Raw genomic sequence first — 22,129 nt, 5'->3', positions numbered from 1 at the left:
CCGATTTACTGAGGGCTGAAGTCGAGAATTTCACCATCTTCGGGGATGAAGAGTTGGCTTTCAGAAATGCCAGCTTCCGTTGCCGCGGCTCTAAGCCCATGGCGGGTGACTGGGCAATGATCGAGAGATTCGAGGTGGGTTGCAACGATCTTTGATTCTGGTGCAGCCTTACAGAGTGCAATGGTTTGCTCAATGTCCATGATGATGGGGGGCGCGTCTGGGAAGTGTGCGCCGCCTGAGTTTGCAATGATGACGTCTGGCTGTTTCTCTGTGATAAATGCCTCGACCGCCGGGTACCAGACAGTATCGGAAGCGATGTAGAGCGATGGTCTGTTAGGTGCTTTGAGGTAGAAGCCTATAACGTGGCCCATTTTTTGTAGCCATTCACCAGTGCCGTGTTCGGCGGGAGTGGGTTCGAAGTGGATATTGTTCCATTCGAATGAATCTGTCAGTGTAGTGGTGTTGTTGAAGCCTTTGTTTTCGATGGCTGGTTGATCGATGGGGGCGCAGAGAACGGGAAGGAATTTCGGAAGTAACTGGGCGGCTTCGTCATCGAAATGATCTGGGTGGAGATGGGTGAGCATAATCAGCTCGGTGTCTGCGATGACTGCCTCTGGAGACATGGGTAGTTCGACGGTGGGATTGGTCTGAATGCCGGCGAAGGGTGGGAGTGCTCCTGCGGGGGCTAAAAATGGGTCGAGCAGGAGAACGTGGCCATTGTATCGAATGCGAAGGGTGGAGTTGCGAATGAGTTGGATTTTCATGGGGAGTAAAAAGTGAGCGTCCTAGACTAGGTTAGGACGCTCGTGAGGTAAAGAAAATGCTGCCGGCTAGCGGCTTTATTTGAAGCTGGCTTGAGCTTGTGTTAGGACCGCTTCAGCGTCTGGACGCTGTTTTTTAGTACCCGTAAGAACGGCTTTTACTATTCCTTCTTTATCGATGAAGTAGGTTGCCCATAGCTCTTTACTATAGTCCTTGGTCTGGGTGGCCGGAGTGTCGTCGAGGATGATATCAAACTGTGTTTTTGCGTATGCTTCTTTGAGACCGGCGATTCCTTCTTTGTTTTCGCGCAGAACGCTAATGAGTTCGGCATCGAGGTCTTCGAAGGCTTGTTTCTGTTTTTGCAGCTCAACTAGCTGCACCATGCAGAATGGTCACCAGGGGGCGCGACTGAATACAAGGACGACATTTTTTTTGCCTTTGTATTGGTCAAGTGAGACGTCTTGGTTGTCCTGATTTTTCAGAGTAAATGTGGGGGCTTGTTTGCCGACTAGCTCTTGGTTGGGCTGCTTAGTTTCAGCAAAGGCGCTGGCAACTAAAGCGATGCTGGCTGATGTAATAAGTGGAATACGCATATCAATGATAAGAGTAGTGCATGAGGGATTCTATTCCCATAGATCCACGAAAAAAGGCAGCCTGTGTGAGACTGCCTTTGGTCAGAGAATAAGATGGTTTGCCGAGAACTAAGTACAGGGTGTGCCTTGGCTGTTGGCAAGGGCGCGGAAGTCTTCGACGAGTTGCTTGGAGATCGGGCCGGGGGTGCCGTCGCCAATCAGGCGTTGGTCGTATTTGACTGCTGGAATGACTTCAGCGGCGGTTCCTGTGAGAAAGATTTCGTCAGCTGTATAGAGGTCGTAGCGAGTCATGGATTTCTCGCTCAGCTCGAGTCCTGCATTTTCACAAAGTTCAAAAATGACTTGGCGGGTGATGCCATCGAGTGATCCGTCAGAAACTGGCGGAGTGTAGAGCTTGCCATTTTTGACAACGAAGATGTTGTCGCCAGTGCACTCAGCAACGTAGCCTTGTTCGTTGAGCATGATACCTTCCATGACGTTGGCTTGGATGCATTCGATCTTAGCCATGACGTTGTTAAGGTAGTTGAGCGATTTTACCTGTGGGGAGAGTGATGCTGGGGTTGGGCGACGAGTCGCGCAGGTGATGAGTTCGAGGCCGTTTGTGTAGTTCTCCTCTGGGTAGAGCTGGATCGCAGCTGCGATGATGAACATGGATGGTCTCGGGCAGAGGTAAGGATTGAGGCCAAGCCCGCCTTCGCCGCGTGTGATGACGAGACGGATGTAGCCGTTAGTAAGACCGTTTGCTTTCACTGTGTCGACAGTGGCTTCGCAGATTTCTTCTTTAGACCATGGCAGCTCCATGTGGATGGCTTTGGCGGATAGGATCAGGCGCTCGATATGCTCTTCGAGACGGAATACGCGTCCGCTGTAGAAACGGATGCCTTCGAAAACGCCGTCGCCGTAGAGAAGGCCGTGGTCAAATACGGAAAGTTTTGCGTCGTTTTTATTAACGATGTTTCCGTCGAGCCAGATTTGTTGTTGGTCGCTCATAGTGCAGTGTGAAAATCTTGGGAGAAAGTAGGTGAATGCGGAATGAATGCAATCCTTTTAGAAAGTGCAATGCTCTAGATTTTGTCATCCGAGCGGTGGCGTTCGATGGTTTCAAGGAATGTCGGTAAATTCACACTTTTCAGTGGCGAAATAGCGAGTAGGCTCTTTGTAATGGAAACTTTGTTAGATGTGCTGGCAGCTCCTTTCACATGGGGGCTCTTACTTGGACTTGGATTGGCGATTTTCGTGTGGCGATCAGGGGCGAAGGATAAGAAATTTTTAAAAACTGAACTGACTCGAGTGAAGGAGGAGAATGGTGAATTACAGGGGCATTTGAATACGCAGCTCAAGATCAACGCGAAGGGGAATGAGCAGTTGCAGAATCAGCTGGATGAGCTGAAAGAGCAGAACGAAACTTTAAGAGTGAATCTCAACGCTATACAGCAAAAGCCTGGTAAGATGGAGTTACGCAGGCTGGAAGTAATGGAGACGGCAATTAGTGTGTTGCGGGAACAGGCGCCGGGTTTTGCTCCTGCCTGGGAAAAGGCTCTACGTGAAGCTGAAGACGATTATGTTGCTGCAGAAGGTGGGTTTAAAAAGCTGATGCGCAAGGTTGTACCAGGTTTTCGGGCGACACCTGATACGGGTGGCAAAGTTCAAGAAATTGAAGAAAAATCTGAGTAGCTTTGTTGTGATACATCTGCTGATTAAATTCGCGGGTTTTCTCTTTCATAGAGGAGATAATTTGCGTTTTTGTTTGTGATGCGAAAATATCACTACTCGCTCGGCAAGGGAGACATTTTCTGACTGAATACTTGAAGTGTGTGGTTAGGTCAGAGAAATGTCTTCAGAGTTATGGTCATCTTATATGACTACTCTTATTTATCACACTACACGACAATTTTTTTGGGAAAAGCTCCATTATCAATCCATCCTAAAAACTGATTCCACAGTTGCTCTAAGCGTTTGGGGTGATTGAGCATTTCAATCACATGCTCGAGGCCAGCCCTGAAGTAACTCTTGCGTTTTATATAAGCAGGCAGGGTTTTGTTATGCTTCAAAATGACTCCCCAACTAAAACAGAAGAAGAAGCTTAGGGTGACCACGGCTACTAGTGTGTCGACTCTTTTTGCTTCCCTTAGATGAGTGTCTTCTATGTTGAGCCCTTTCTTTTTGAAGTGACCAAAGAGTACTTCAATACCCCAGCGACGCTGATAGGCGTTCAGAGCTTTCTTACTTTTGAAACGGTTACTCACGACGTAAAGCGTTTGGGTACGTTGTGTTCGAACTTCTTTTTTACCAAAATAGAGATTCATTCCCCAGATACTTTGGCGTTCTACCCGCGAGCGTTTACACTCCATAGCGAGTAGATCACCAACAATGGTATTTGCTTTGATTCGCAACACAAAAGTAACTTCCTTCTTGTCTAACCAAGCAAGCCACCTCTTCCCGTGGAATTCGCGATCCATAGCAATGAAGTAAATGTCCTTGGCAGGCAGAACTTCGAGAAGTTTACTCATTAGCCCAATGCGTAGCTTTGTGTTGGAGTTCCCTCGTTTGGAAGTCTGTGGTAAGGTTTGCCAAACGAGAGGAACAGCTATTTTTCCCACAATCACTCCGATAGTTAGGATGTTGATGTGAGTTTTACCGAACTGCCAATTGGTTCGATCAATACTCAAAATATAGCCATCCTTAGGTTTAGGGATTTTTCCCAAAATGAGTTGCGTGATAGCGAGCATGGGCAGTTCCCATGTGGCAAAGAACCTTTGGAACCGACGGTAACGACTACTTTGTGAGCACTCCATTTGGCTATCCGTGGCCAGCTTCACCAAATTGACAGATCGAGACTTTGTGATCGCAAAAATAATGTCAGCGAGACACTTGAGACGTGAAAGATTCCCTCCAACCTGCTGTCTCAGAGTTGTTAGTATAGAAATGTGTAAAGACATGCCTATTTTGCGGCATGGCACTTGTAGTCAAGGTTTTATCTAACAAGCAGTTGTGATTTTTTGTCGTGTAGTGTGCTTATTTATAGGAAAATGGTTTCTTTCTTTTTGCTAAAAGAGTCAATGAGCCTAGTCCTATAAGTAACGCTGATGAAGGTTCTGGGACATTGTTTAGAGCTGAGAGACCTTGAGAGTATGTTAAGGTTTTGGTTATGTCATCCTCGAATACGATACGGGTGATGGCATCATCACTAAAGTCAGTTACATTGGTACCCGTGGTAAACTCAACAAAGGTGTCCGTAAACCCATTTTTATCAAGATCTATCACAAAGTAGTTTAGTCCTAAAACTGCACCATTGACTAAGGAACCATATGAGACGTAGACTCCCCCTCCACTTTGCGCAGGTGAAGAATGGGAAGATGTCGGGCCAGATTTTGTAGGGTCATTGAAGCCGACGCCACCTGGCAATGGGGAGTAGCCCCCACTGATGCGGGAAGTAGGAGGTCCCCCCAATGGCTCCTGATTCATCATAATAGTCCCCAGCGTGGTGGTTACGCTTTGGCTATTTACATCTTGGATGATGATGGCTGCTTGTGAAGAGATGCTACTAAGGTAAAATAAAATAGGAATAAGTGATTTTCTCATGATTTACTGAAACTGATATATTTTGCAGGGTTTGTTGTGCCAAGGGTAGTGTAGATGTGCAGCAATCCCATGTGTCCGAACTGAGGGGAGTGGTAAGTACGCTCAAACTAGAAGTAAGGATGAAGTGTTAGAGTTGAGGGTTAAGGTGTTGTGTTTTAGGGTTAGAAGTGACTTCTGATGCGTAAAATAGAGAGGAGAATAGGAAAAGTAAAAAATGCTGAAATTTAGACACTTCTATTGATCACTTCAGAAGAAAGAGGTTATCCACTAAATGGTGGATGTTTGGGAGTTCTGACTATGGTAATTTTTATTCGAATCAAAAAAAACTGCTATAGCAAAAGCATTACAAATACTGATCGGATGCGGGCTGGCTATGGTCGCCGTGAGAAGGGTTGAAGAGGTGTTTGAGTGTTAAAATAGATATAAATGAAGACTTTAGAAGTAAGACTGAGTTCCTATTGGATAATGGCTATTTGCATCATGTCATCATTGGCGGCTTAAACGGAGTGGAAGACAGATTAGATCGAACCGACTATTTAGAAATTTAGATGCATTATTTTAAGATACTTCTTTTTGTGATTACTATGTCTAGCGCGCTCGCGAATGTTGAGCAGCCTAACATTGTGTTGCTTGTCTCAGACGATCTTAACTACGCAGGCTTGTCTCACACGGGGGGGCATGTGGCGACGCCGCATATTGACTCGATTTTTGACGAAGGAGTATTCTTCACTGATGGCTATGTGACTTGGAGCACTTGTGCTCCTTCACGTGCAGGATTGATGACTGGCAGGTCGCAAGGGCGATTCGGCTATGAGATTAATACAGGAACGATAGCCAATTCGACGGCGAATAAATACGATGTCCCGAAATATGAATTACTCCTCTCTGAGCTTCTCAAGAAAGAAGGTTACCAAACAATCTCCATTGGGAAATGGCATCTAGGGGCCTCAGAAGGTTTCTTGCCCAATGATCGTGGATTCGATCATTGGTTAGGTTTCAAGCATGTTCAATTTTTCTGGCAAAAAGAGATCAAGCACGAAGAGGAGTTTCTCCATAGGAATGGGCAGCCAGTCTCGTTTGAGGGATATTCGACAAAAGTACTTACCGAAGAAGCGTGCCAGCAGATTCAGAAAAATGCCGAGAGCAAGACTCCCTTCTTTCTCTATTATAACCCAAAAAATGTTCACCTCCCGCTCACTGTGCCCGACGAGTTTATCCCTGAAGGTGGAAAAGTTGTCGACGGAATGATTGCTGCCATGGATTTCTACGTGGGAGAAATTCTCAATCAACTTAAAGAGTCTGGAGTGGAGGAGGACACCCTCGTCATCTTTATCAATGATAATGGAGGACATAAAGTGACGGGATCTGAGAAGCCCTTCCGTGGGAAAAAAGGTTCGATGAATGAAGGGGGGCTGCGCGTACCCTTTGGCATGAAGTGGCCCAAAAAAATTAAGCCCGGATCGAGTTATCGTGAGATAGTTTCCTCCCTCGATGTAGTGCCAACTGTGATGGCCGCAGCGGGAGGCTCTCTTCCTAGTGACCGTCCCTATGATGGGGTAGATCTCCTGCCCTACTTGAATGGTGAGAAGACAGGGGCTCCTCATGACTTTCTCATCTGGAGAGGTGACCGAGGGCATGCCATGCGGAAAGGGGATTATAAGTTGATCTGGAAAACCAAAACAAATCTCGGTGGTAAAGCGACACTCCTCAATTTTGCTTCACGAAAAACCGGTGGCTACGCTAAGCCTGAACTCTACGATCTCTCCAGCGACCCTGCAGAGAAGGAAAATCTTGCCAGTAGATCCCCTGAAGTTGTCCAGCAAATGATTCAGTACATCGATGCCTATGATGCGGAAATGGCGAAATCCCAAGCCATCGTCATGCCGCCATACAAGTATTATCAATCTAATAGAGAGAAATGATTTGTGAAACATGGTTTAATGTATGTCTGGTTATATATGTTGAGGGGGTGTGTGATTGAGTTAATCTAGATTTTAAATGTTTAAAGTGTGGGTGGTAGCTTCGGTTTCTATTATTGTTAGGGTGATTCTTGTGGTGTCATAGTTCTTGATTAAGAGTGATTTGAGGTAGAAATGTGTATATTGTGTATTAAGAAGTGTGTTGATGGTGATAGATGTTATTGTCGGTGATTTGTACTATGTAAGTAGATAATATAAAGTGATGAGAAAAATTACACTAACAACTCTTTTGGTCCTTTCTAGTTTCGCGCATGCGGCGGAGCGGTCACCTAATGTCATTGTCATTTTCGCAGATGATCTGGGCTATGGTGACCTTGGGTGTTACGGGGCGACTAAGATTAAGACGCCAAATATCGATAAGCTTGCAGCAGAGGGCAGGAAGTTTACCGATGCGCACTCGGCTTCTTCAGTTTGCACGCCATCGCGCTACGCACTTATTACAGGCGAGTATCCATTGCGAGCATTAGGCGGAAAAGGAATGTGGGGGCCATCTGTTCCAACCAAGAGTCTTATTATTCCTCCTGACACTTATACCGTTGCCGATGTCTTTAAGGAGAAAGGCTACACTACTGGCTGTATTGGTAAATGGCATCTGGGGTTCAAGACGGGCAAGAATGACTGGCAACCCCCACTCAGTCCTGGGCCGAACGATCTCGGTTTTGATTACTACTTTGGTATGCCTGTGGTGAACAGTGCTCCTCCATACATTTATGTAGAGAATACTGAAATCGTCGGTGGAGAAGAAGGTGACCCTCTCGTGTATGTTGGAAGGAAAGCGAAGGATGCGGCCCCAATGCCAGTGCTGCCACCTGAAGCAAGCATTCGTGCTGAGAACCAATTCAAGGGAGCGAAGAAGGCACACGAACTTTTTGTTGAAGAAGAAATAGCTCCCAGCTTCACGGAAAAGGCCGTCGATTGGATCGATCAAAATAAGGAGAAGCCTTTCTTCCTCTACCTTGCAACCACTCATATCCACCATCCCTTTACCCCAGCTCCTAAATTTAAAGGATCCAGTGAGGCTGGGCTCTATGGAGACTTTGTTCAGGAACTCGACTGGATGGTTGGTGAGATCACCAATGCCCTAGAAGAGAAGGGACTGAGTGACGATACCCTCATCGTTTTTACTAGTGATAACGGTGGGATGTTTAACCGTGGTGGCCAAGATGCCTTTGCGCTCGGTCACCTTCAAAACGGCCCTCTGCTTGGCTTTAAATTTGGCGTTTGGGAAGGGGGGCACCGTGTTCCATTCATCGCTAAATGGCCCGGAAATATTCCTGCAGGTTCCGTGAGCAAATCCATTGTCTCCAATGTTGATTTCCTCGCTACTTTTGCAGCGCTTACAGGGGTTGAAATTTCCCCCGAGCAACAAAAAGATAGCGTCAATATCCTTCCAGCACTCACAGGTGAGGTGGATCAGGAAACGCGTGATCATCTGGTCCTTACTTCCTTCAAGCCCTCTCATGTTTCTATTCGCAAGGGTAAATGGATGTATATCGGAGCAAAAGGTGGCGGAGGCTGGGGCGCTAAACAAGGCCACACATTCGCTGGGCCTCCTGCCAATCACCATACGGGTAAGAAAAATAGCGATTACAATGAAGCTAAACTCATCGCAGATGCCCCTGCGGCTCAACTTTACAATTTAGAGGATGACCTTGCTCAAACTACAAACGTTTACCGCGAGCACCCTGAAGTGGTAAAGGAAATGGAAGACATCCTTAAAAGTTATCGACCTAACAAAAATAAACGCACCCGTTAGAAAATGATTAACATGCACACTATTCTTAAAAGTCTGTCACTAACATCATTCCTGGTTCTTACGGGTTTTGTGAGTGCTGAGGAAAAGCCCAATGTGATTATCATCTACGCTGACGACCTAGGATATGGAGATCTAAGTTGTTATGGGGCGACGAAGGTGAAGACGCCGCACATTGACAGTCTCGCTGCAGATGGCCGCAAATTCACAGATGGGCATTCGCCTTCTGCGGTTTGCACTCCGTCTCGCTACTCTTTACTTACTGGAGAGTATCCATTTAGAAAAGGTCTCTACTCTCCTATCTTTCTGAAAACGCCGCTTATCATGTCTGAGGATAGCTACACTATTGCGGACATGATGAAGAGTGCTGGATATAAGACAGGCATTGTGGGCAAATGGCACCTAGGTTTCCAAAATCAGAAGCCTGTCGATTGGAACGCTCCGCTTAAGCCAGGACCGCTCGAACTCGGGTTTGACTATTACTACGGTGTTCCGACCGTCAACAGCCATCCGCCCTTTGTCTATGTGGAGAACCACCATGTTGTGGGACATGTCTATGATAAAAAGTCACCCGACTATGATCCCTTTGATTATAGCAAAGATGCGGGCAAACAGGGGTATACCCAGAAAGTGCATGAGAAAGTAAAGCTCAACGAAATTGGAGGGGCAAAAAATGCGCACGCACAGTATAAAGATTATGAAGTAGGCCTGCACCTTGCCGGCAAGACAGTCGAGTGGATTGATCAAAATAAAGACAATCCCTTCTTTCTAATTCTCGCTACTACGCACATTCATCATCCATTCACCCCTGCTCCTCAGTTTCAAGGAACCAGTGAGGCTGGGCTCTATGGAGACTTCTTACAGGAGCTCGACCACATTGTTGGCATGATCATTGATAAGTTAGACGAAGAGGGGCTAACAGAGAATACCATGATTATCTTTACCGCGGACAATGGAGCGATGCTCAATGTCACGGGTCAAGAAGCATTCACTGAACATGGACATCGTCCTAACGGCCCTCTGTTAGGCGCTAAAAGTGACGGTTGGGAAGGGGGGCACCGTGTTCCTTTCTTGGTCAAATGGCCTAGCAAAGTTCCTGCTGGAACCGTCTCTGACCAACTTATTAGTGCTGTGGACCTCATGCCGTCCTTGGCCGCAATCACAAGCACTGAGATCCAACCAGGAGCTTCTCCAGATGGTGTTGATATGTCAGAGGCTCTAACGGGTAATCCTACAAAGCAGATAAGAGATCACTTGGTATGCACTCCTTTGAAAAAAGACTTCTTAGTGTTACGCAATGCCTCATGGGCCTATCTAGGTGGAAAGGGCTCAGCAGGCTGGAATGGTAAAGTTGGTGGGCACGTGCTTTCGGGGCCGAACCTGATCCCCTTCCTTGGCGACAAAAATTCAGATATAGAAGGTAACAAGGTCTCTGCGGATGCGGCACCAGCACAGCTCTATAATTTAAAAGAGGATCTTTCGCAAACCACCAACCTCTATCGTACGCATCCAGAAGTGGTTCAAGAAATGAGCGCCATCCTTGAGGAGTACACCAAGAGTCTTCCTAAAGCTTCAGCTAAAAAGAAGAAGCAACCATAGTTCATCCTCCATCTGAATACACAACCTTAAGCACATTGGCCCAGTTCGCTCTTGGGCACCATTTTACGACATGAACGTCTCTAAACATATTATACTCCTTGGGCTCACTTCCTTATTTTTTACAGGAGAAGCTTTAGCTCAAAATCAAGGAGGCAGAGCGCAGAAGCCTAAAAATCGAGTTAAGCAACAATCGACTAGGACCAAAGCTCTAACACCTGAGGAACAACTCAAGCAATTCATACTTCCTGAAGGCTTTGTGATTGAGCTAGTCGCATCTGAGGCGAATGGATTGATCAACCCTATTGATATCGCCTTCGACCCAGCTGGACGGATGTGGACTGGCACTGCGGAAATGTACCCTATTGACCCAAAAGGAGGTAGGAGGTCTGCCGATTCCAAAGATGTGTCTCGCATTCTAGCGCTTTATAAAAGAGAAACGGTGGGGAGTGACAAAGTGCTGCGTATTGATGATCCAACGCAGACCGTGACAGGACAGATTCCGGTCTTTGCTGATGGCATGACGATCCCTCAAAGTTTCCTTCCATATAAGGATGGAGTCTTCGTGGCACATGGATCTGAGATGCTTTATCTCTCTGATGAGAATGGAGATGGTAAGGAAGATAGTTTCGAGACGACACTCACGGGATTTGGGATTAGTGATACGCACACCCTCGCACACACACTAGTGCGCGGTCCTGGTGGTTGGATCCATTTCTCTCACGGAGCTCTGAACAAGGGAAATGTCATCGCAACGAAATCGGGTGTGAAAAGGCCTATTCACTTTAGTAAGATTGCGCGCTTTTCTTTAGATGGGGAAAAACTCGAAGTCGTGAATAACGGATTCAACAACATTTGGGGCTTTGCCCTGAAAGGCAATGGGCAATGGTACGGCACTGAAGCCAATGACTGGGGCTTCTCCCACACGCCGATGCATCCCTACATGGGGTATAAAGGGATCGGTAATGACCGCCTTCGTCCCTACCAACCGTTTCCTAAGGCTTTTCATGACTTCTATGTGGAAGGTACTGGCATTTCTGGTCTCGCCTACGATGAAAATGGAAGTAAGGGGTTCCCTGACCAATACAAAAACGCTGGTTTCCTCGCCAACCCGATCACTTCCAGTATCAACCTTGTAGTGGCAGACCGCAATCCAGATGGCTCTGTGATCTCAAAACACCTTCCTGATTTCCTTAAATGTAAGGATGACTGGTTTCGCCCTGTGAATATTGAATTCGGACCGGACGGGTGTCTCTACATTGTCGATTGGTACAATAAAATCGTATCTCACAACGAGGTGGACCGTGACCATCCTGATCGAGACAAAAAACACGGCCGAATCTGGAGGGTACGGCATGAGAGCCAAAAAGGGCACTCTGTTCCCAATATTGCCAAAGCATCGAACTCCAAGCTCCTTTCACACCTCAAAGCTGAGGTGCTTTGGGAAAAGCGCTCAGCATGGACTGAGATCGTTGACCGTGGTGCGAAGGAACTCGTTCCCGAGTTGATCAAACTCGCCTCTGACACGTCTGTTGATGACGTCACTCGCATCCATGCGCTCTGGGCACTCGAGGGACTGGGGGCCTATGACTATAGCTTGTTAGAGTCTATGGTTGCCAGTGGGTCACCAGATATAAAGCGTGAAGCTATTCGCTCACTGGAGACCTTTAAACCGAGTGTTGAAGAGGTGGTTGCTCTCACTAAGCCACTCATCTCAGACCCTCACTATATGGTGAAAGAGCAAGTATTACGCACGCTCGGAGCTGTAGGTGTCGCTAACAACGACACGATCGACATGCTTGTGTCCTACGCCAAGCCATCTCAAGTGAGTGGGAAAAATATGTATTTCTCCTTTGGAGATGGTTATGAGGAAAACTTCCAAAGTTTCCTCGCCTTTATGGCTCTGGAGAATTACCCAGCCGAGCTCCAAAATTACTTAAATTCACCAGCATCGCAGGCTCAAGCCAAGGCGAACCTCAATGAAGCGGCGAAGTTCCTCCCAGCTGGCGCAAAGGGAAAGCAACTCGTGGACTCCATTAAAAACGGTTCTCTAGAGTTCGATACCTCTACACTTGTAGCAATCTCCCCAAGTTTAAATGATCCAGAGATCCTAAAAACCTTGCAACCAAAGCTTGAGACCAAGGACTTCGTGGAGCTTGCCTTGACTGCTCAACCAGAACTGAAATCCTCTCATCTCCATAAGGCGCTGGCTCCTGTCCTTAAGAAGCTTCTCACTTCTGCGGATCCGGCAGATCAATCGCTTGGACTTCGTGCCACTGTGAGCTTCCATCACCCAGGTATGAATCGAGAGGTTGCTGCCCTAGTGACTCGTAAGCCCCTGAAAGAGATTACGAGTATTGAGTTTGATGCTCTCAGTATTGTCCCAAAGGCAAATGCAGCACTTTTCCAGAAGATACTCGATGACGAGGAAGCTTCGGAGAGCACAAAGACGGAAGCGGCTCTAGCCCTATGTCTGATAGACATGAGGAGTGGAGGTAAAGCTCTCAAGCACCTCTTTACTGCTACTGGCGATAAAATGGCCTTTATTAATACGATAAAAGGCTATGACCAAGGGCAGCTTTTTATCCTCCATCTCTTAAAAACGAAAGAGATTCAACCAGATCAGCTCACCACTGATGATCAACAACGACTCAGTTTTGCGCACCCATCACACGCCGTTGCTAAAGCACTCAATAAGGACATCGACGCCACACTTAGAAAGCAAAATAAAGAGGCAGATGAAAAAATAGAGCATTACGCCACTTACTTCAAAAAGAATGGAGGTGATGCAGAGAAAGGGCTCGTCACATTCCAGTCTTGTTTGTTCTGCCACCAAGCTAAAGGAAAAGGGCAGGAACTTGCACCGGCGCTCGGAGGGTTCGCAGATCGTGATCCACATCACCTTCTGACTGCGATCATTAAACCGAATGATGCAGTGGAAGCGGGTTATCAAATCTATCGAATTACTAAAAAGAACGGAAAGTCCATCGACGGCTTCATGTTCCGAAAAACACCGAATGGAACCACCCTTTCTAGCATAGGCGGCTCCACGAGCTTCATCGCAAAGGAGCAAATTTTAAAAGAAAACTACGTGGATGGAAAATCCTTCATGTCCTTCATGCCCTTTTCCTCACTTCCTGAGCAAGACATGGCTAACCTTATCCAATACCTGAAAACTCTCTAATACATGCGTTTCTCCTCCGCGAGAATAGGGCGGAGCAAGCCATCTACCAAAACGCCTGCGCGAGAGCGTAAGGAAACCACAACAAACATCATGCATTCGAAACATTCCGTACGTAATAAACTCATCGCTGTCCTGCTCTTTATGGTGAGTTTAACATCATGCTCACTAGCTAATGAAAACCAAAATACCGTTTTCATCACCGGAGCCAATAGAGGTATCGGGCTTGAATATGCGAAACAATATTCAGCCGCTGGCTGGGAGGTGATTGGAACCACACGTAAGCCTGAAGAAGCGACCGAGTTAAAGGCTACGGGGGCCACATTAATTCAGTTAGATGTGACCAGTGACGAGGATATAGCTGCGATGAAAAAAGCGCTACAAGGTAAGAAGATTGACCTGCTCATTAATAACGCTGGCGTGTATATCCGTGACTCAGACAGACAATCTCTCGAATTTAGCTTTTCAGTCAATACAGCTGGTCCCTTGCTAGTCGCTGAAGCCCTCATTCCCAATCTTAAGAAGTCTGAGCATCCAAAGATAGTGAATGTATCCTCGCGCACTGCGATTCTCACTGGAGCCAAGGGTAAGAGTAATGCCTACGCCATTAGCAAGGTTGGCTTGAATATGGTGACAAGAATCCTACATAGCCGCCTGAGCAATAATAACTTTATAGTGATCTCACTGGCTCCAGGACGTAACCAAACTGATATGGGAGGAAAAAAGGCATCTCTTACTCCTGCTCAAAGCGTGCCGCTCATCATGCAGTTGATGGCTGACCTGACGAAGGAGAAATCTGGCAGGTTCTGGTACTATGATGGAACGGAACTCCCTTGGTGATCAATTTACTCAACTTATCTAACAAATAATGAAAAAACTTCTTTCTACCCTCGCTCTGGCGGCGGCTAGCATGCTCTGTTCAGCTGAGCGCCCCAATGTGGTTTTTGTCATCACTGATGATCAAGGATACGGAGATATGGGCTTCACGGGGAATTCTGTGATTCAGACTCCTCATATGGATAAACTAGCCAAAGAATCTATTTGGTTAGAGGATTACCACGTGGCGCCTTCATGTTCTCCTACTCGTGGCTCGTTGATGGCTGGACGATGGACAAATGCGGTGGGTACGTGGCATACCTTTTATACCAGAGCAATGATGCATGATGATGAGGTGACCATCGCCGATCATTTTCAAGCTGCGGATTACTCAACGGGTATGTTTGGAAAATGGCATCTCGGAGATCATTATCCTTTCCGTCCTCAAGACCGAGGATTTGACGAGGTTTTCTGTTTGCAAGGGGGAGCCACGGGAGTGACCGCAGACTACTGGGATAACGATCTCTATGATGATTACCTCATGCATAATGGTAAGATCACTAAGACTGAAGGCTACATTACCGATGTTATCTTCGACGCTGCAGAGGCATACATAAAACAGCAAGTCAAAGCAGAGAAGCCATTCTTCGCCTACATCGCTACGAACGCTCCTCACAAGCCATGGGTCTGCCCACCTGAATACTCTGAGCCTTACGCCCACTTAGGTAAAAACGAAGCTGCTTTTAATGGGATGGTTACCAATATTGATGACAATATGGGGGCTCTGAGAAAAACCCTCGATGAGCTCGGTGTGAGTGGCAATACCATCTTCATCTTCACCACCGATAATGGCACAGTAAACCCTGGGAAGTTTAATGCCAATATGCGCGGTAAAAAGGGCAGTGCTTATGAAGGCGGGCACCGCACTCCCTTTATGCTCCACTGGCCGGCTGGCGGATTTAGCGAACACAAAAAAGTCACCGAGCTGACGCATGTCGTGGACGTACTACCGACCCTTCTCGAGCTCTGTGCTGTGAAAGCTCAGCCAGCAAAGCCCTTCGATGGCCACTCGCTTGTAGAGCTTTTCAAAGACGGCAAGGGAAAGAGCCAAGTCTGGCAAAGTAGGGTTGTTATTTCAGATTCACAGCGTCTCCAGTTCCCTAAAAAATGGAAGGATTCCTCCGTCATGAAAGGGAAGTGGCGCCTTATTCGAGGCAAAGAACTCTATCATGTAGGTGATGATCCAAGTCAGGAAAAGGATGTTTCTAAGAAGTATCCAGAAATCACCGAGGAGCTCCGCCAATGGTATGAGAAGTGGTGGGCCAAACTGGAGCCAAGCTACGATAGAATTTCAGAAATTCGCCTTGGTGGAGAACATGGCTCGGATATCACCCTCACTTGTCTCCAATGGATGGATACCCCTCCTCCCTGGAACCAAGGCTTTATTCGCAAGGGGCCGAAAATACCGAAGAAAGACAATGCAAAGGTCTTCGGGGGCTACCTCGCCGTGAAAGTTCTCGAGAAGGGTAAATACCAACTCAGTGTGAGAAGGTGGCCAAAAGAGTCAGGGTTGAAAATCTGTGAGGGGGTAGCGCCTTTGGAGCCACGTCCAGGTTGCCTGCCCAGTTATTCCTACGTAAAAGGAAGAGCCTTGCCGATCACAGCCGCCACCATGCGAATCAATGGCACAGACCTCGAAACGAAACCCGTTAGCGAACAAGATGCAGCGATTTCTTTTATTGTAGAACTCGAAAAGGGATCGCAAAAGCTATCACCCTACTTCACGCAGGAGCTTAAAGGGGGAAGGGTCGATCGAAGCCTTGGTTGCTACTATATTGATGTGAAAAAACTCGCGGATTAGAGACCTGGTGCGCATCGCTTTCTCAGCGGTAAATCTGGTAGATTTTCCAAACAGCATGCGCCCACCAAAGCATTCCAAGCAACCGGAGACCGCCCATACGCTTGAAAAGGGCTGTTTTTAACGTGGGATTACGTAAAGATCACCCGACCGCGACCCGACCAAGTAACCTTCGATTTAAAATTAAGTCCCGAATGTGCTCAAAGGAGAGCGGAACTCAAGCGTGGAAGCGGTTGGCTGCAGCGTCTTGTTAGGCAAATTTGTATTTACTTTTGTTTTGCGCGAGATTGACGCATAGCAGACTTAATCATCACATAGCAAAGAACTCTTTGACGTGGACTCAAGACCTCGACCTTACTTCTCGCAATATAGAATGAAAGCATACTTGGGATAGCATTATTTTGCTCCTGTGATTCAAAGTCGCTAATTAGCTCTTGTAGCAGCACTGCACTGATCGAAGATCCTTCAGCTTCATTCTGACCTAGAGCTTTGAACTCAGCTAATGCACTTGGATTAAGGTGAATAAAGGGCAAAGCCTCGCTCCTTACTAAGGCCGCTGCATTTCGTGATTCTTCATCAAAAACACCCTCCTTCTGTGGAGGCAGTTCTCCGTTCACTGTCAACGATCTAAATGAGTCAATTCTAAGTACATCATCGAAATATTTTTTGGAATCATCTTCTGCAAATAGATTACCTGCAAAGACTACAGTAAGTATGGTTTGCATTAGTTTTGTTTTCATATTTTTTAGCCTAACGTTTGAAGTGTGGCACGGCGGAGATTAAGCGTCCAGAGCGAAGCGAACTAGGGGCGTTACTCGCCGTTGCCACCACTGACTTGTTGGCCTTCTTCGATTCGCCAGCTCCGATTCCACGCAATGCGCCAAGGACCATGTGTCTCAATCGTAGAACCCAATATATCAGGGCTCTTAATTCGATTGATTTTCTGTAACTGCACTGTGCACACCAAATCTTTCGAGAGGCCAAAGCTCGCAAGCCGTCTTTTTCGAAAGTCTTTACGGATTACGGAGATCCGCGAATACCCAAGAGGGAGAAATCTGGATAGACCAATTCCGGGGGAGTTTCGCCGAGCTTCTTTGAGCGCCACTCTTGTAATTCTGCGCCGCCAAGTTCTGATCGTCTCTTCGACAGGTAGGACCTCAAGCTCAGGAAGAAATACATGGCCTCTAAGGACCAGCCGCCAGCCGTTCCTATGCACAGACGCTCCACGACAGATGATGGTGGGGATTTGTCGTTCCTTTCGCTGTTGCTTCCATGCCAATGCCCATTGAATACGAAAACTCTGTAGTAGCGTGTCGAGTCGACAAAGCCAGCGAGGCAACTTGAGGTGTGGCGAATAAAACAAAAGGTCGTCCTCCAAAATCCCCTTGTAGCTCTCTAGATTTGATTCCGGCGCTTTTCGAAGCGTGGCAAGTTTCTTGCCATCAAATGCCGCCCAACCGGGCAATGCCTTCGAGGATCTGAGAGAAAAGAAGTAACGATCAAAACCCGGAGCGAGCGACTCAGCAAGGATTCCAGATTGGACAGTGGCCATGTGGATCTTTCCAGAATCGCGTGAATTCGGTTTGGCATAAACTAGAAGCTGCGAACCTTTAGCCGTTTCGGTAGGAATGCATCCATCAATTTGCCACCATGGAGATCGTGTCTCTTCGCGGAGTTCGTCGAGCAGAAGTTCCTTGGGGAGGTCGTAGTGGGTATTTTCCGCAATACAGAATACCTTAAAAGCTGCAACGATTCCGTTGCAGACATCCACCATGTCATCACAAAGACGGATAACCTCGATCGCATCAAGCTCTTCCTCCTTCCCATTTTTATCTACGTATTTGATCCGATTTTCGCGGTAAGTAATCCCACCATGAGCAATCGCGTTTCGTACTGTATGGCGATAGGGATCCGTCAAAGCCGCCGCTGGCAGCCGGTCGACTTCCTGAACAACTGACCACAGTTCGAGGCCATCAGTTCCCTTTCCTCGATCACGGCGTGAGAAGAATGCTAAACACCTTGTAAAGTGGACAAACACTCCCTCGATGAGTCTGAGATACGCGGGGTGAATGTGTCTATCTACAAAGCGAACGTGCTCGTAGTCGTCCGCTTTCTCCAACAATCTGTCGTGCCAGTCTTGGAGATTGATTTCCCGAAGAAAGTGAAGAGCGCGAGCCAGTTCGCTCTCATTGTCCGTTAAGTATTCTTGGAGCAATTCCCGGTCAGTCCGGGCGCGATTTCGAAGCCAACGAAGGTAGTAGTCGTAGGCCGTCTGATCGAAAAACCGATCCGGATGAGAAACAACGTATCGTCGAAGCGCAAGGCATCGTCCATCTGGGATATCCTGAAGGTCTGGAAAACGAGTTAGGATCTCCTCACGGTCATGCTGATTGGCAGCGCGTGTGAGTGGGTTCTGAAGCTGCTGGTTTAGAGGATGCACATTTCTTTAGGCCAACGTCATAAGACACCCATCCACTACTGAGGGCGCGCTTCGACTTCGGGGTTAAGGGTTGGAATGATCATTCAGATTTCGACTCGGGGCGGGTAGTGGATTGGTGTGCTCTGTCTTGTTAGGCTCTGTTGTGCCCAGGTTAGGAGTCTTTGTCCAGTTCTTCTGCGAGTCCAATCAGGATGCCTTCGGGGCCACGAATGTAACACAGCTTGTAGACACCATCATAATTGACGACCTCATCGACCACCGTGGAACCAATCTTACAGAGGCGCGATAGGGTGTCGTCAAGGTCTTCTACAGTGAACATAACACGCAAGTATCCTAGCGAGTTCACAGGAGAAGTGCGATGGTCGGAAACAATGGCTGGAACATCAAATCGCGAAATCTCTAAGCGACTTTGACCGTCGGGGGTGCACATCATAGCAATCTCGGCACGCTGGCCTCGCAAGCCAGTGACACGACCAGACCATTCGCCTTCGATAGGCATACGGCCTTCTAGGGTAAGCCCAAGCTCGCTGAAAAACTCAATAGTTGAATCGAGGTCTTCTACCACGATTCCTACGTTATGCATTAGTGGTAATTTGCGATTTGCCATAATTGCGAAGCGTTCTATTCTTAGCCTAACAGTAGGTATATTTGACAGAGAGAAAAGTAATGAAATTCTTTATAGGTGACATTTTGCAAGATAACTACGGGGAATTTGCAGATGGTAAAATAAGATATGTTCTGTCATGGTGCTGGGATGGCTAAAAGTGGGACACTGGAAGAGCGGATACGTGAGACTCTACGGAGGAAAGCGATGAGCTTTTAAACGGTGGCTGTGGCTTCGGTGAAGATGTTGCCGTCTTTGACGATGAGGGTGCGGTCGCTGTGTTTGGCGAGGGTGAGGTCGTGAGTGACGACGACGAGGGTGGTGTGGTCTTCGCTGGTGAGTTCGAGGAGGAGCTGCATGACTTGCTCGCCATTTTGGGAGTCGAGGTTGCCGGTGGGTTCGTCGGCGAAGATGATTTCGGGTTTGTTGACGAGGGCGCGGGCGATGGCGACGCGTTGTTGTTCGCCGCCGGAGAGTTCGGTGGGGAGGTGGTCGTAGCGGTGGCTGAGGCCGACACGGTCGAGGGCATTTTGGGCGGCAGCTTTGTTGGCCTTGCCGCCGATCATGGCCGGGACGAGGACGTTTTCGAGCGCGGTGAGCTCGGGCATGAGGTAGTAGTTTTGGAAGATGTAGGACATGCGCGCGTTGCGCAGTTTGGCCTGTTGTTTTTTACTGAGCTGGTAGAGGTCTTGGCCATCGATGTGGACGGTGCCTTGTTCGGGTTTTTCGAGACCCGCGAGGGTGTACATGAGGGTGGTTTTCCCAGCTCCGGATGGGCCGCAGAGGAAGATTTTTTCTCCTTTTTCAATGCTGAGGTCGATGCCGTGGAGGACTTCGATGCGCTTCTTGCCGACGGAGTATCCGCGGTGAAGGTTGGTCGCTTGGATGAGGCTCATGGTGGAAGTTAGAAGTGAGATGTGAGATGTGTGAAGACAAACTTGCTGAAACTTCGCGTTTCTGAACACTTTTTATAAGGTGGCCTTCGCTGAGGCTGAGTGGGGGGGGCGAGAGTGCTTGATTGGCAGTTTTCAAGCGGCTGCTTGTGTTTCATTGAGCGACGGGAGGTGTGGTGACGCATATTGTAAATTGTTTTGTCGTGTATCTGTGTTGTTCCTTAGATTGTGACAACTAGTATGGTGGGGTTGTAAATTATATATATGAAAAACCTTATACCCCTAACAACTTTGATCGCCAGCACCTCGCTTGCTCAGGCGGCTTCACTAGTCCAGACAACCGTGACTTTAACGGATAACCAGAATAACAGCCCGCCAGAAACTTACATATCGGTCACCAGTGGTGCTGAATATTACGGAGGAACCATTGGTGGGTCAGTCTCACAGACGGCATTCAATAATCCAGTTCAAGGCTATTCCTTCTTCAACGCTAGTGGGGGGACTATTAGTGAGTATGCTGCATCAGGTGGATACGTGTCTAGTCTTACACCTACTGATGTGTCGGGTTCTGGGCAAGGTAGTTATATCAACCTGTATACGACGAATAACCCGAATGTGTCGGGAACCTTTGACGGAGCAGCTAATTTTAGTTCACAGACAGATGCTGTAGCTCGGATTGTAACTGGGGACATTAATGTTTCATCATTCACCTCTGGGTCAGTTTACTTCTTCTTCGGCACGTTTGCAGACGCTGCCCGTGTAACTGCGACTCTTTCAGGTTCGGGTGGCCCCGACATTGTGGTTGCCGGTGATGATGTTATCTCCGGTTCACAGACGGGATATGCAATGACGCAGTTTGATTTTGATACGTCGGGTGGTTATGACACTTTGTCATTTACCTACTTGAATGATGACAATGATGCTAGTCCGGGATCCCGAGCAAGGATTTCAGGTCTTGTCATTACTGCAGTTCCCGAGCCATCTAGCTCCGCGTTACTTGGTTTAGGCCTTACCAGTCTGCTTCTTCGCCGCCGTCGATAGTTAGAGGTTTTTTTACCATTCCTTTCAAAAAGCACGCTCACAAGGCGTGCTTTTTTTGTAGGTGTGATGAATGGTTTTAGAGGTACCCCTTTGCCAAGGGGAGGCTTTTTATAAATCGAACCAGAGGGATTTGAGGTAGCGCTCGCCGGTGTATTCTTCTGGCATGGGAAGGGCGGTGGCTTTGTGGTGGCGCGGGAGGCGGCGGGAGGCTTCGTAGAGGAAGTCTTGGTCGCTCATTTTGCGGCAGTTGGTTGAGGCGAGGATCCATCCACCGGGGTTGAGGCACTGGGCGGCGAGGTCGGTGAGGCGGTGGTAGTCTTTTTCGACGCGAAAGACCTTACCTTTGTCATCGCGTGAGAAGGTGGGCGGGTCGAGGATGATGCCATCGAACTTGCGACCTTGTTTGCTAAAGCGACGGAGCCAGTGGAAGGTGTCGCCTTTACAGAAGTAGTGCGCGGTGGGGTCGATGCTGTTGTGACTGAGGTTTTGTTTGGCCCAGTCGAGGTAGGGTTGGGAGAGGTCGAGGGTAGAGGTGGTGGCTCCCCCCATGGCTGCGGAAACGGTGAAGGCTCCAGTGTAGGCGAAGGTGTTGAGGATACGGTCGCCGGAGCTGACGCGGTCGCGGACGCGCTTGCGGTTGTCGCGTTGGTCGAGGAATATGCCTTGGGAGTAGCCTGACTGGAAGGAGATTTCGTAGTTGATGCCGGATTCGCGTGCGAGGAATGGGTTGGTTTGTTCAGGGCCAGCGAGGTGGCTGGGATCGGTTTTTTGATGTTGGTCGAGTTGCTTCCAGTAGACGGTTTTTCCGCTGTGGAGGAAAAACTCACGGATGTCGTTAGAGAGACGATTGTCACGGGTGGAGAGGATCCATCTGTCGGCGAAGCATTCGAGGAAGATGTCCGGAACTCCGTCTCCCGAGCCATCGAAGAGCCGGACGGCATTGGTGGCATCGTCTAGCAGGTGTTGTCGTTTGGCGATGGCTTGCTCGAAGAGATCGGAGACGTTCATAGAATCTATATGGCAGAAGTGTG

The 22,129-nt window shown here is 48.0% G+C and carries 18 protein-coding genes and 1 pseudogene; 8 read left to right on the top strand and 11 right to left on the bottom strand.

All coding sequences use genetic code 11. The features are described from left to right. Nucleotides 1-5: 5 nt before the first annotated feature. From ACFPK9_RS06890 to ilvE, 4 genes and pseudogenes are all read right to left on the bottom strand, one after another. A complete protein-coding gene (locus ACFPK9_RS06890; RefSeq protein WP_377094098.1) occupies nucleotides 6-764 on the bottom strand; it encodes an MBL fold metallo-hydrolase in 759 nt (252 codons plus the stop codon). A 75-nt stretch (nucleotides 765-839) separates the two neighbouring features. Then, a complete protein-coding gene (locus ACFPK9_RS06885) occupies nucleotides 840-1,145 on the bottom strand; it encodes a peroxiredoxin family protein (protein WP_377094097.1) in 306 nt (101 codons plus the stop codon). Between the two features lie 27 nt (nucleotides 1,146-1,172). Beyond that, nucleotides 1,173-1,325 (bottom strand): annotated as a pseudogene (locus ACFPK9_RS06880) (redoxin domain-containing protein); the annotation flags it as partial. 138 nt (nucleotides 1,326-1,463) lie between these two features. Next, nucleotides 1,464-2,345 (bottom strand): branched-chain-amino-acid transaminase, encoded by an 882-nt coding sequence (gene ilvE, locus ACFPK9_RS06875; RefSeq protein ID WP_377094095.1) that lies wholly within the window; start codon nucleotides 2,343-2,345, stop codon nucleotides 1,464-1,466. Between the two features lie 171 nt (nucleotides 2,346-2,516). Here ilvE and ACFPK9_RS06870 point away from each other — a divergent pair, with 171 nt between their 5' ends. After that, nucleotides 2,517-3,029, top strand: a complete 513-nt coding sequence (locus ACFPK9_RS06870) for a hypothetical protein (protein ID WP_377094094.1) — start codon at nucleotides 2,517-2,519, stop codon at nucleotides 3,027-3,029. A 206-nt stretch (nucleotides 3,030-3,235) separates the two neighbouring features. Here ACFPK9_RS06870 and ACFPK9_RS06865 read toward each other — a convergent pair whose 3' ends face one another. Next, nucleotides 3,236-4,294: an IS4 family transposase gene (locus ACFPK9_RS06865; protein WP_377092544.1), complete on the bottom strand. Its 1,059-nt coding sequence runs from the start codon at nucleotides 4,292-4,294 to the stop codon at nucleotides 3,236-3,238. Between the two features lie 76 nt (nucleotides 4,295-4,370). Further along, nucleotides 4,371-4,937: a PEP-CTERM sorting domain-containing protein gene (locus tag ACFPK9_RS06860; RefSeq protein ID WP_377094093.1), complete on the bottom strand. Its 567-nt coding sequence runs from the start codon at nucleotides 4,935-4,937 to the stop codon at nucleotides 4,371-4,373. A gap of 584 nt (nucleotides 4,938-5,521) precedes the next feature. Here ACFPK9_RS06860 and ACFPK9_RS06855 point away from each other — a divergent pair. From ACFPK9_RS06855 to ACFPK9_RS06830, 6 genes are all read left to right on the top strand, one after another. Next, on the top strand, nucleotides 5,522-6,859 hold the full coding sequence (locus tag ACFPK9_RS06855) for a sulfatase-like hydrolase/transferase (protein ID WP_377094092.1): 1,338 nt from the start codon (nucleotides 5,522-5,524) through the stop codon (nucleotides 6,857-6,859). A 259-nt stretch (nucleotides 6,860-7,118) separates the two neighbouring features. Continuing rightward, a complete protein-coding gene (locus ACFPK9_RS06850) occupies nucleotides 7,119-8,672 on the top strand; it encodes a sulfatase family protein (RefSeq protein ID WP_377094091.1) in 1,554 nt (517 codons plus the stop codon). A gap of 12 nt (nucleotides 8,673-8,684) precedes the next feature. Further along, on the top strand, nucleotides 8,685-10,268 hold the full coding sequence (locus tag ACFPK9_RS06845) for a sulfatase family protein (protein ID WP_377094090.1): 1,584 nt from the start codon (nucleotides 8,685-8,687) through the stop codon (nucleotides 10,266-10,268). Nucleotides 10,269-10,338: 70 nt separating this feature from the next. Then, a complete protein-coding gene (locus ACFPK9_RS06840) occupies nucleotides 10,339-13,449 on the top strand; it encodes a PVC-type heme-binding CxxCH protein (RefSeq protein ID WP_377094089.1) in 3,111 nt (1,036 codons plus the stop codon). 90 nt (nucleotides 13,450-13,539) lie between these two features. Continuing rightward, nucleotides 13,540-14,286, top strand: coding sequence for an SDR family oxidoreductase (locus ACFPK9_RS06835; protein WP_377094088.1), 747 nt, complete (start codon nucleotides 13,540-13,542; stop codon nucleotides 14,284-14,286). Between the two features lie 28 nt (nucleotides 14,287-14,314). Next, nucleotides 14,315-16,123 (top strand): arylsulfatase, encoded by a 1,809-nt coding sequence (locus ACFPK9_RS06830; RefSeq protein WP_377094087.1) that lies wholly within the window; start codon nucleotides 14,315-14,317, stop codon nucleotides 16,121-16,123. A gap of 263 nt (nucleotides 16,124-16,386) precedes the next feature. Here ACFPK9_RS06830 and ACFPK9_RS06825 read toward each other — a convergent pair whose 3' ends face one another. From ACFPK9_RS06825 to ACFPK9_RS06810, 4 genes are all read right to left on the bottom strand, one after another. Then, entirely contained in the window at nucleotides 16,387-16,860 is a 474-nt protein-coding gene (locus ACFPK9_RS06825; protein ID WP_377094086.1) for a hypothetical protein, read from the bottom strand. A gap of 71 nt (nucleotides 16,861-16,931) precedes the next feature. Beyond that, nucleotides 16,932-18,560 (bottom strand): hypothetical protein, encoded by a 1,629-nt coding sequence (locus ACFPK9_RS06820; RefSeq protein ID WP_377094085.1) that lies wholly within the window; start codon nucleotides 18,558-18,560, stop codon nucleotides 16,932-16,934. A gap of 151 nt (nucleotides 18,561-18,711) precedes the next feature. Then, complete coding sequence (locus tag ACFPK9_RS06815) at nucleotides 18,712-19,143, bottom strand: VOC family protein (protein WP_377094084.1); 432 nt, start codon at nucleotides 19,141-19,143, stop codon at nucleotides 18,712-18,714. 236 nt (nucleotides 19,144-19,379) lie between these two features. Then, nucleotides 19,380-20,060 carry an ABC transporter ATP-binding protein gene (locus tag ACFPK9_RS06810; protein WP_377094083.1) on the bottom strand — a complete coding sequence of 227 codons (681 nt, stop codon included), beginning with the start codon at nucleotides 20,058-20,060 and terminating at the stop codon, nucleotides 19,380-19,382. Nucleotides 20,061-20,321: 261 nt separating this feature from the next. Between ACFPK9_RS06810 and ACFPK9_RS06805 the strand changes: the two genes are divergently transcribed. After that, nucleotides 20,322-21,098, top strand: coding sequence for a PEP-CTERM sorting domain-containing protein (locus ACFPK9_RS06805; RefSeq protein ID WP_377094082.1), 777 nt, complete (start codon nucleotides 20,322-20,324; stop codon nucleotides 21,096-21,098). 108 nt (nucleotides 21,099-21,206) lie between these two features. Here ACFPK9_RS06805 and ACFPK9_RS06800 read toward each other — a convergent pair whose 3' ends face one another. Continuing rightward, a complete protein-coding gene (locus ACFPK9_RS06800) occupies nucleotides 21,207-22,106 on the bottom strand; it encodes a class I SAM-dependent rRNA methyltransferase (protein ID WP_377094081.1) in 900 nt (299 codons plus the stop codon). Nucleotides 22,107-22,129 lie beyond the last annotated feature (23 nt).

Origin of the sequence: Rubritalea spongiae (genome assembly GCF_042652385.1) — a bacterium.
GTDB lineage: Bacteria > Verrucomicrobiota > Verrucomicrobiia > Verrucomicrobiales > Akkermansiaceae > Rubritalea > Rubritalea spongiae.
Note: the sequence above shows the minus strand (reverse complement) of the source record. Positions and strands in the feature narration are given on the sequence as shown.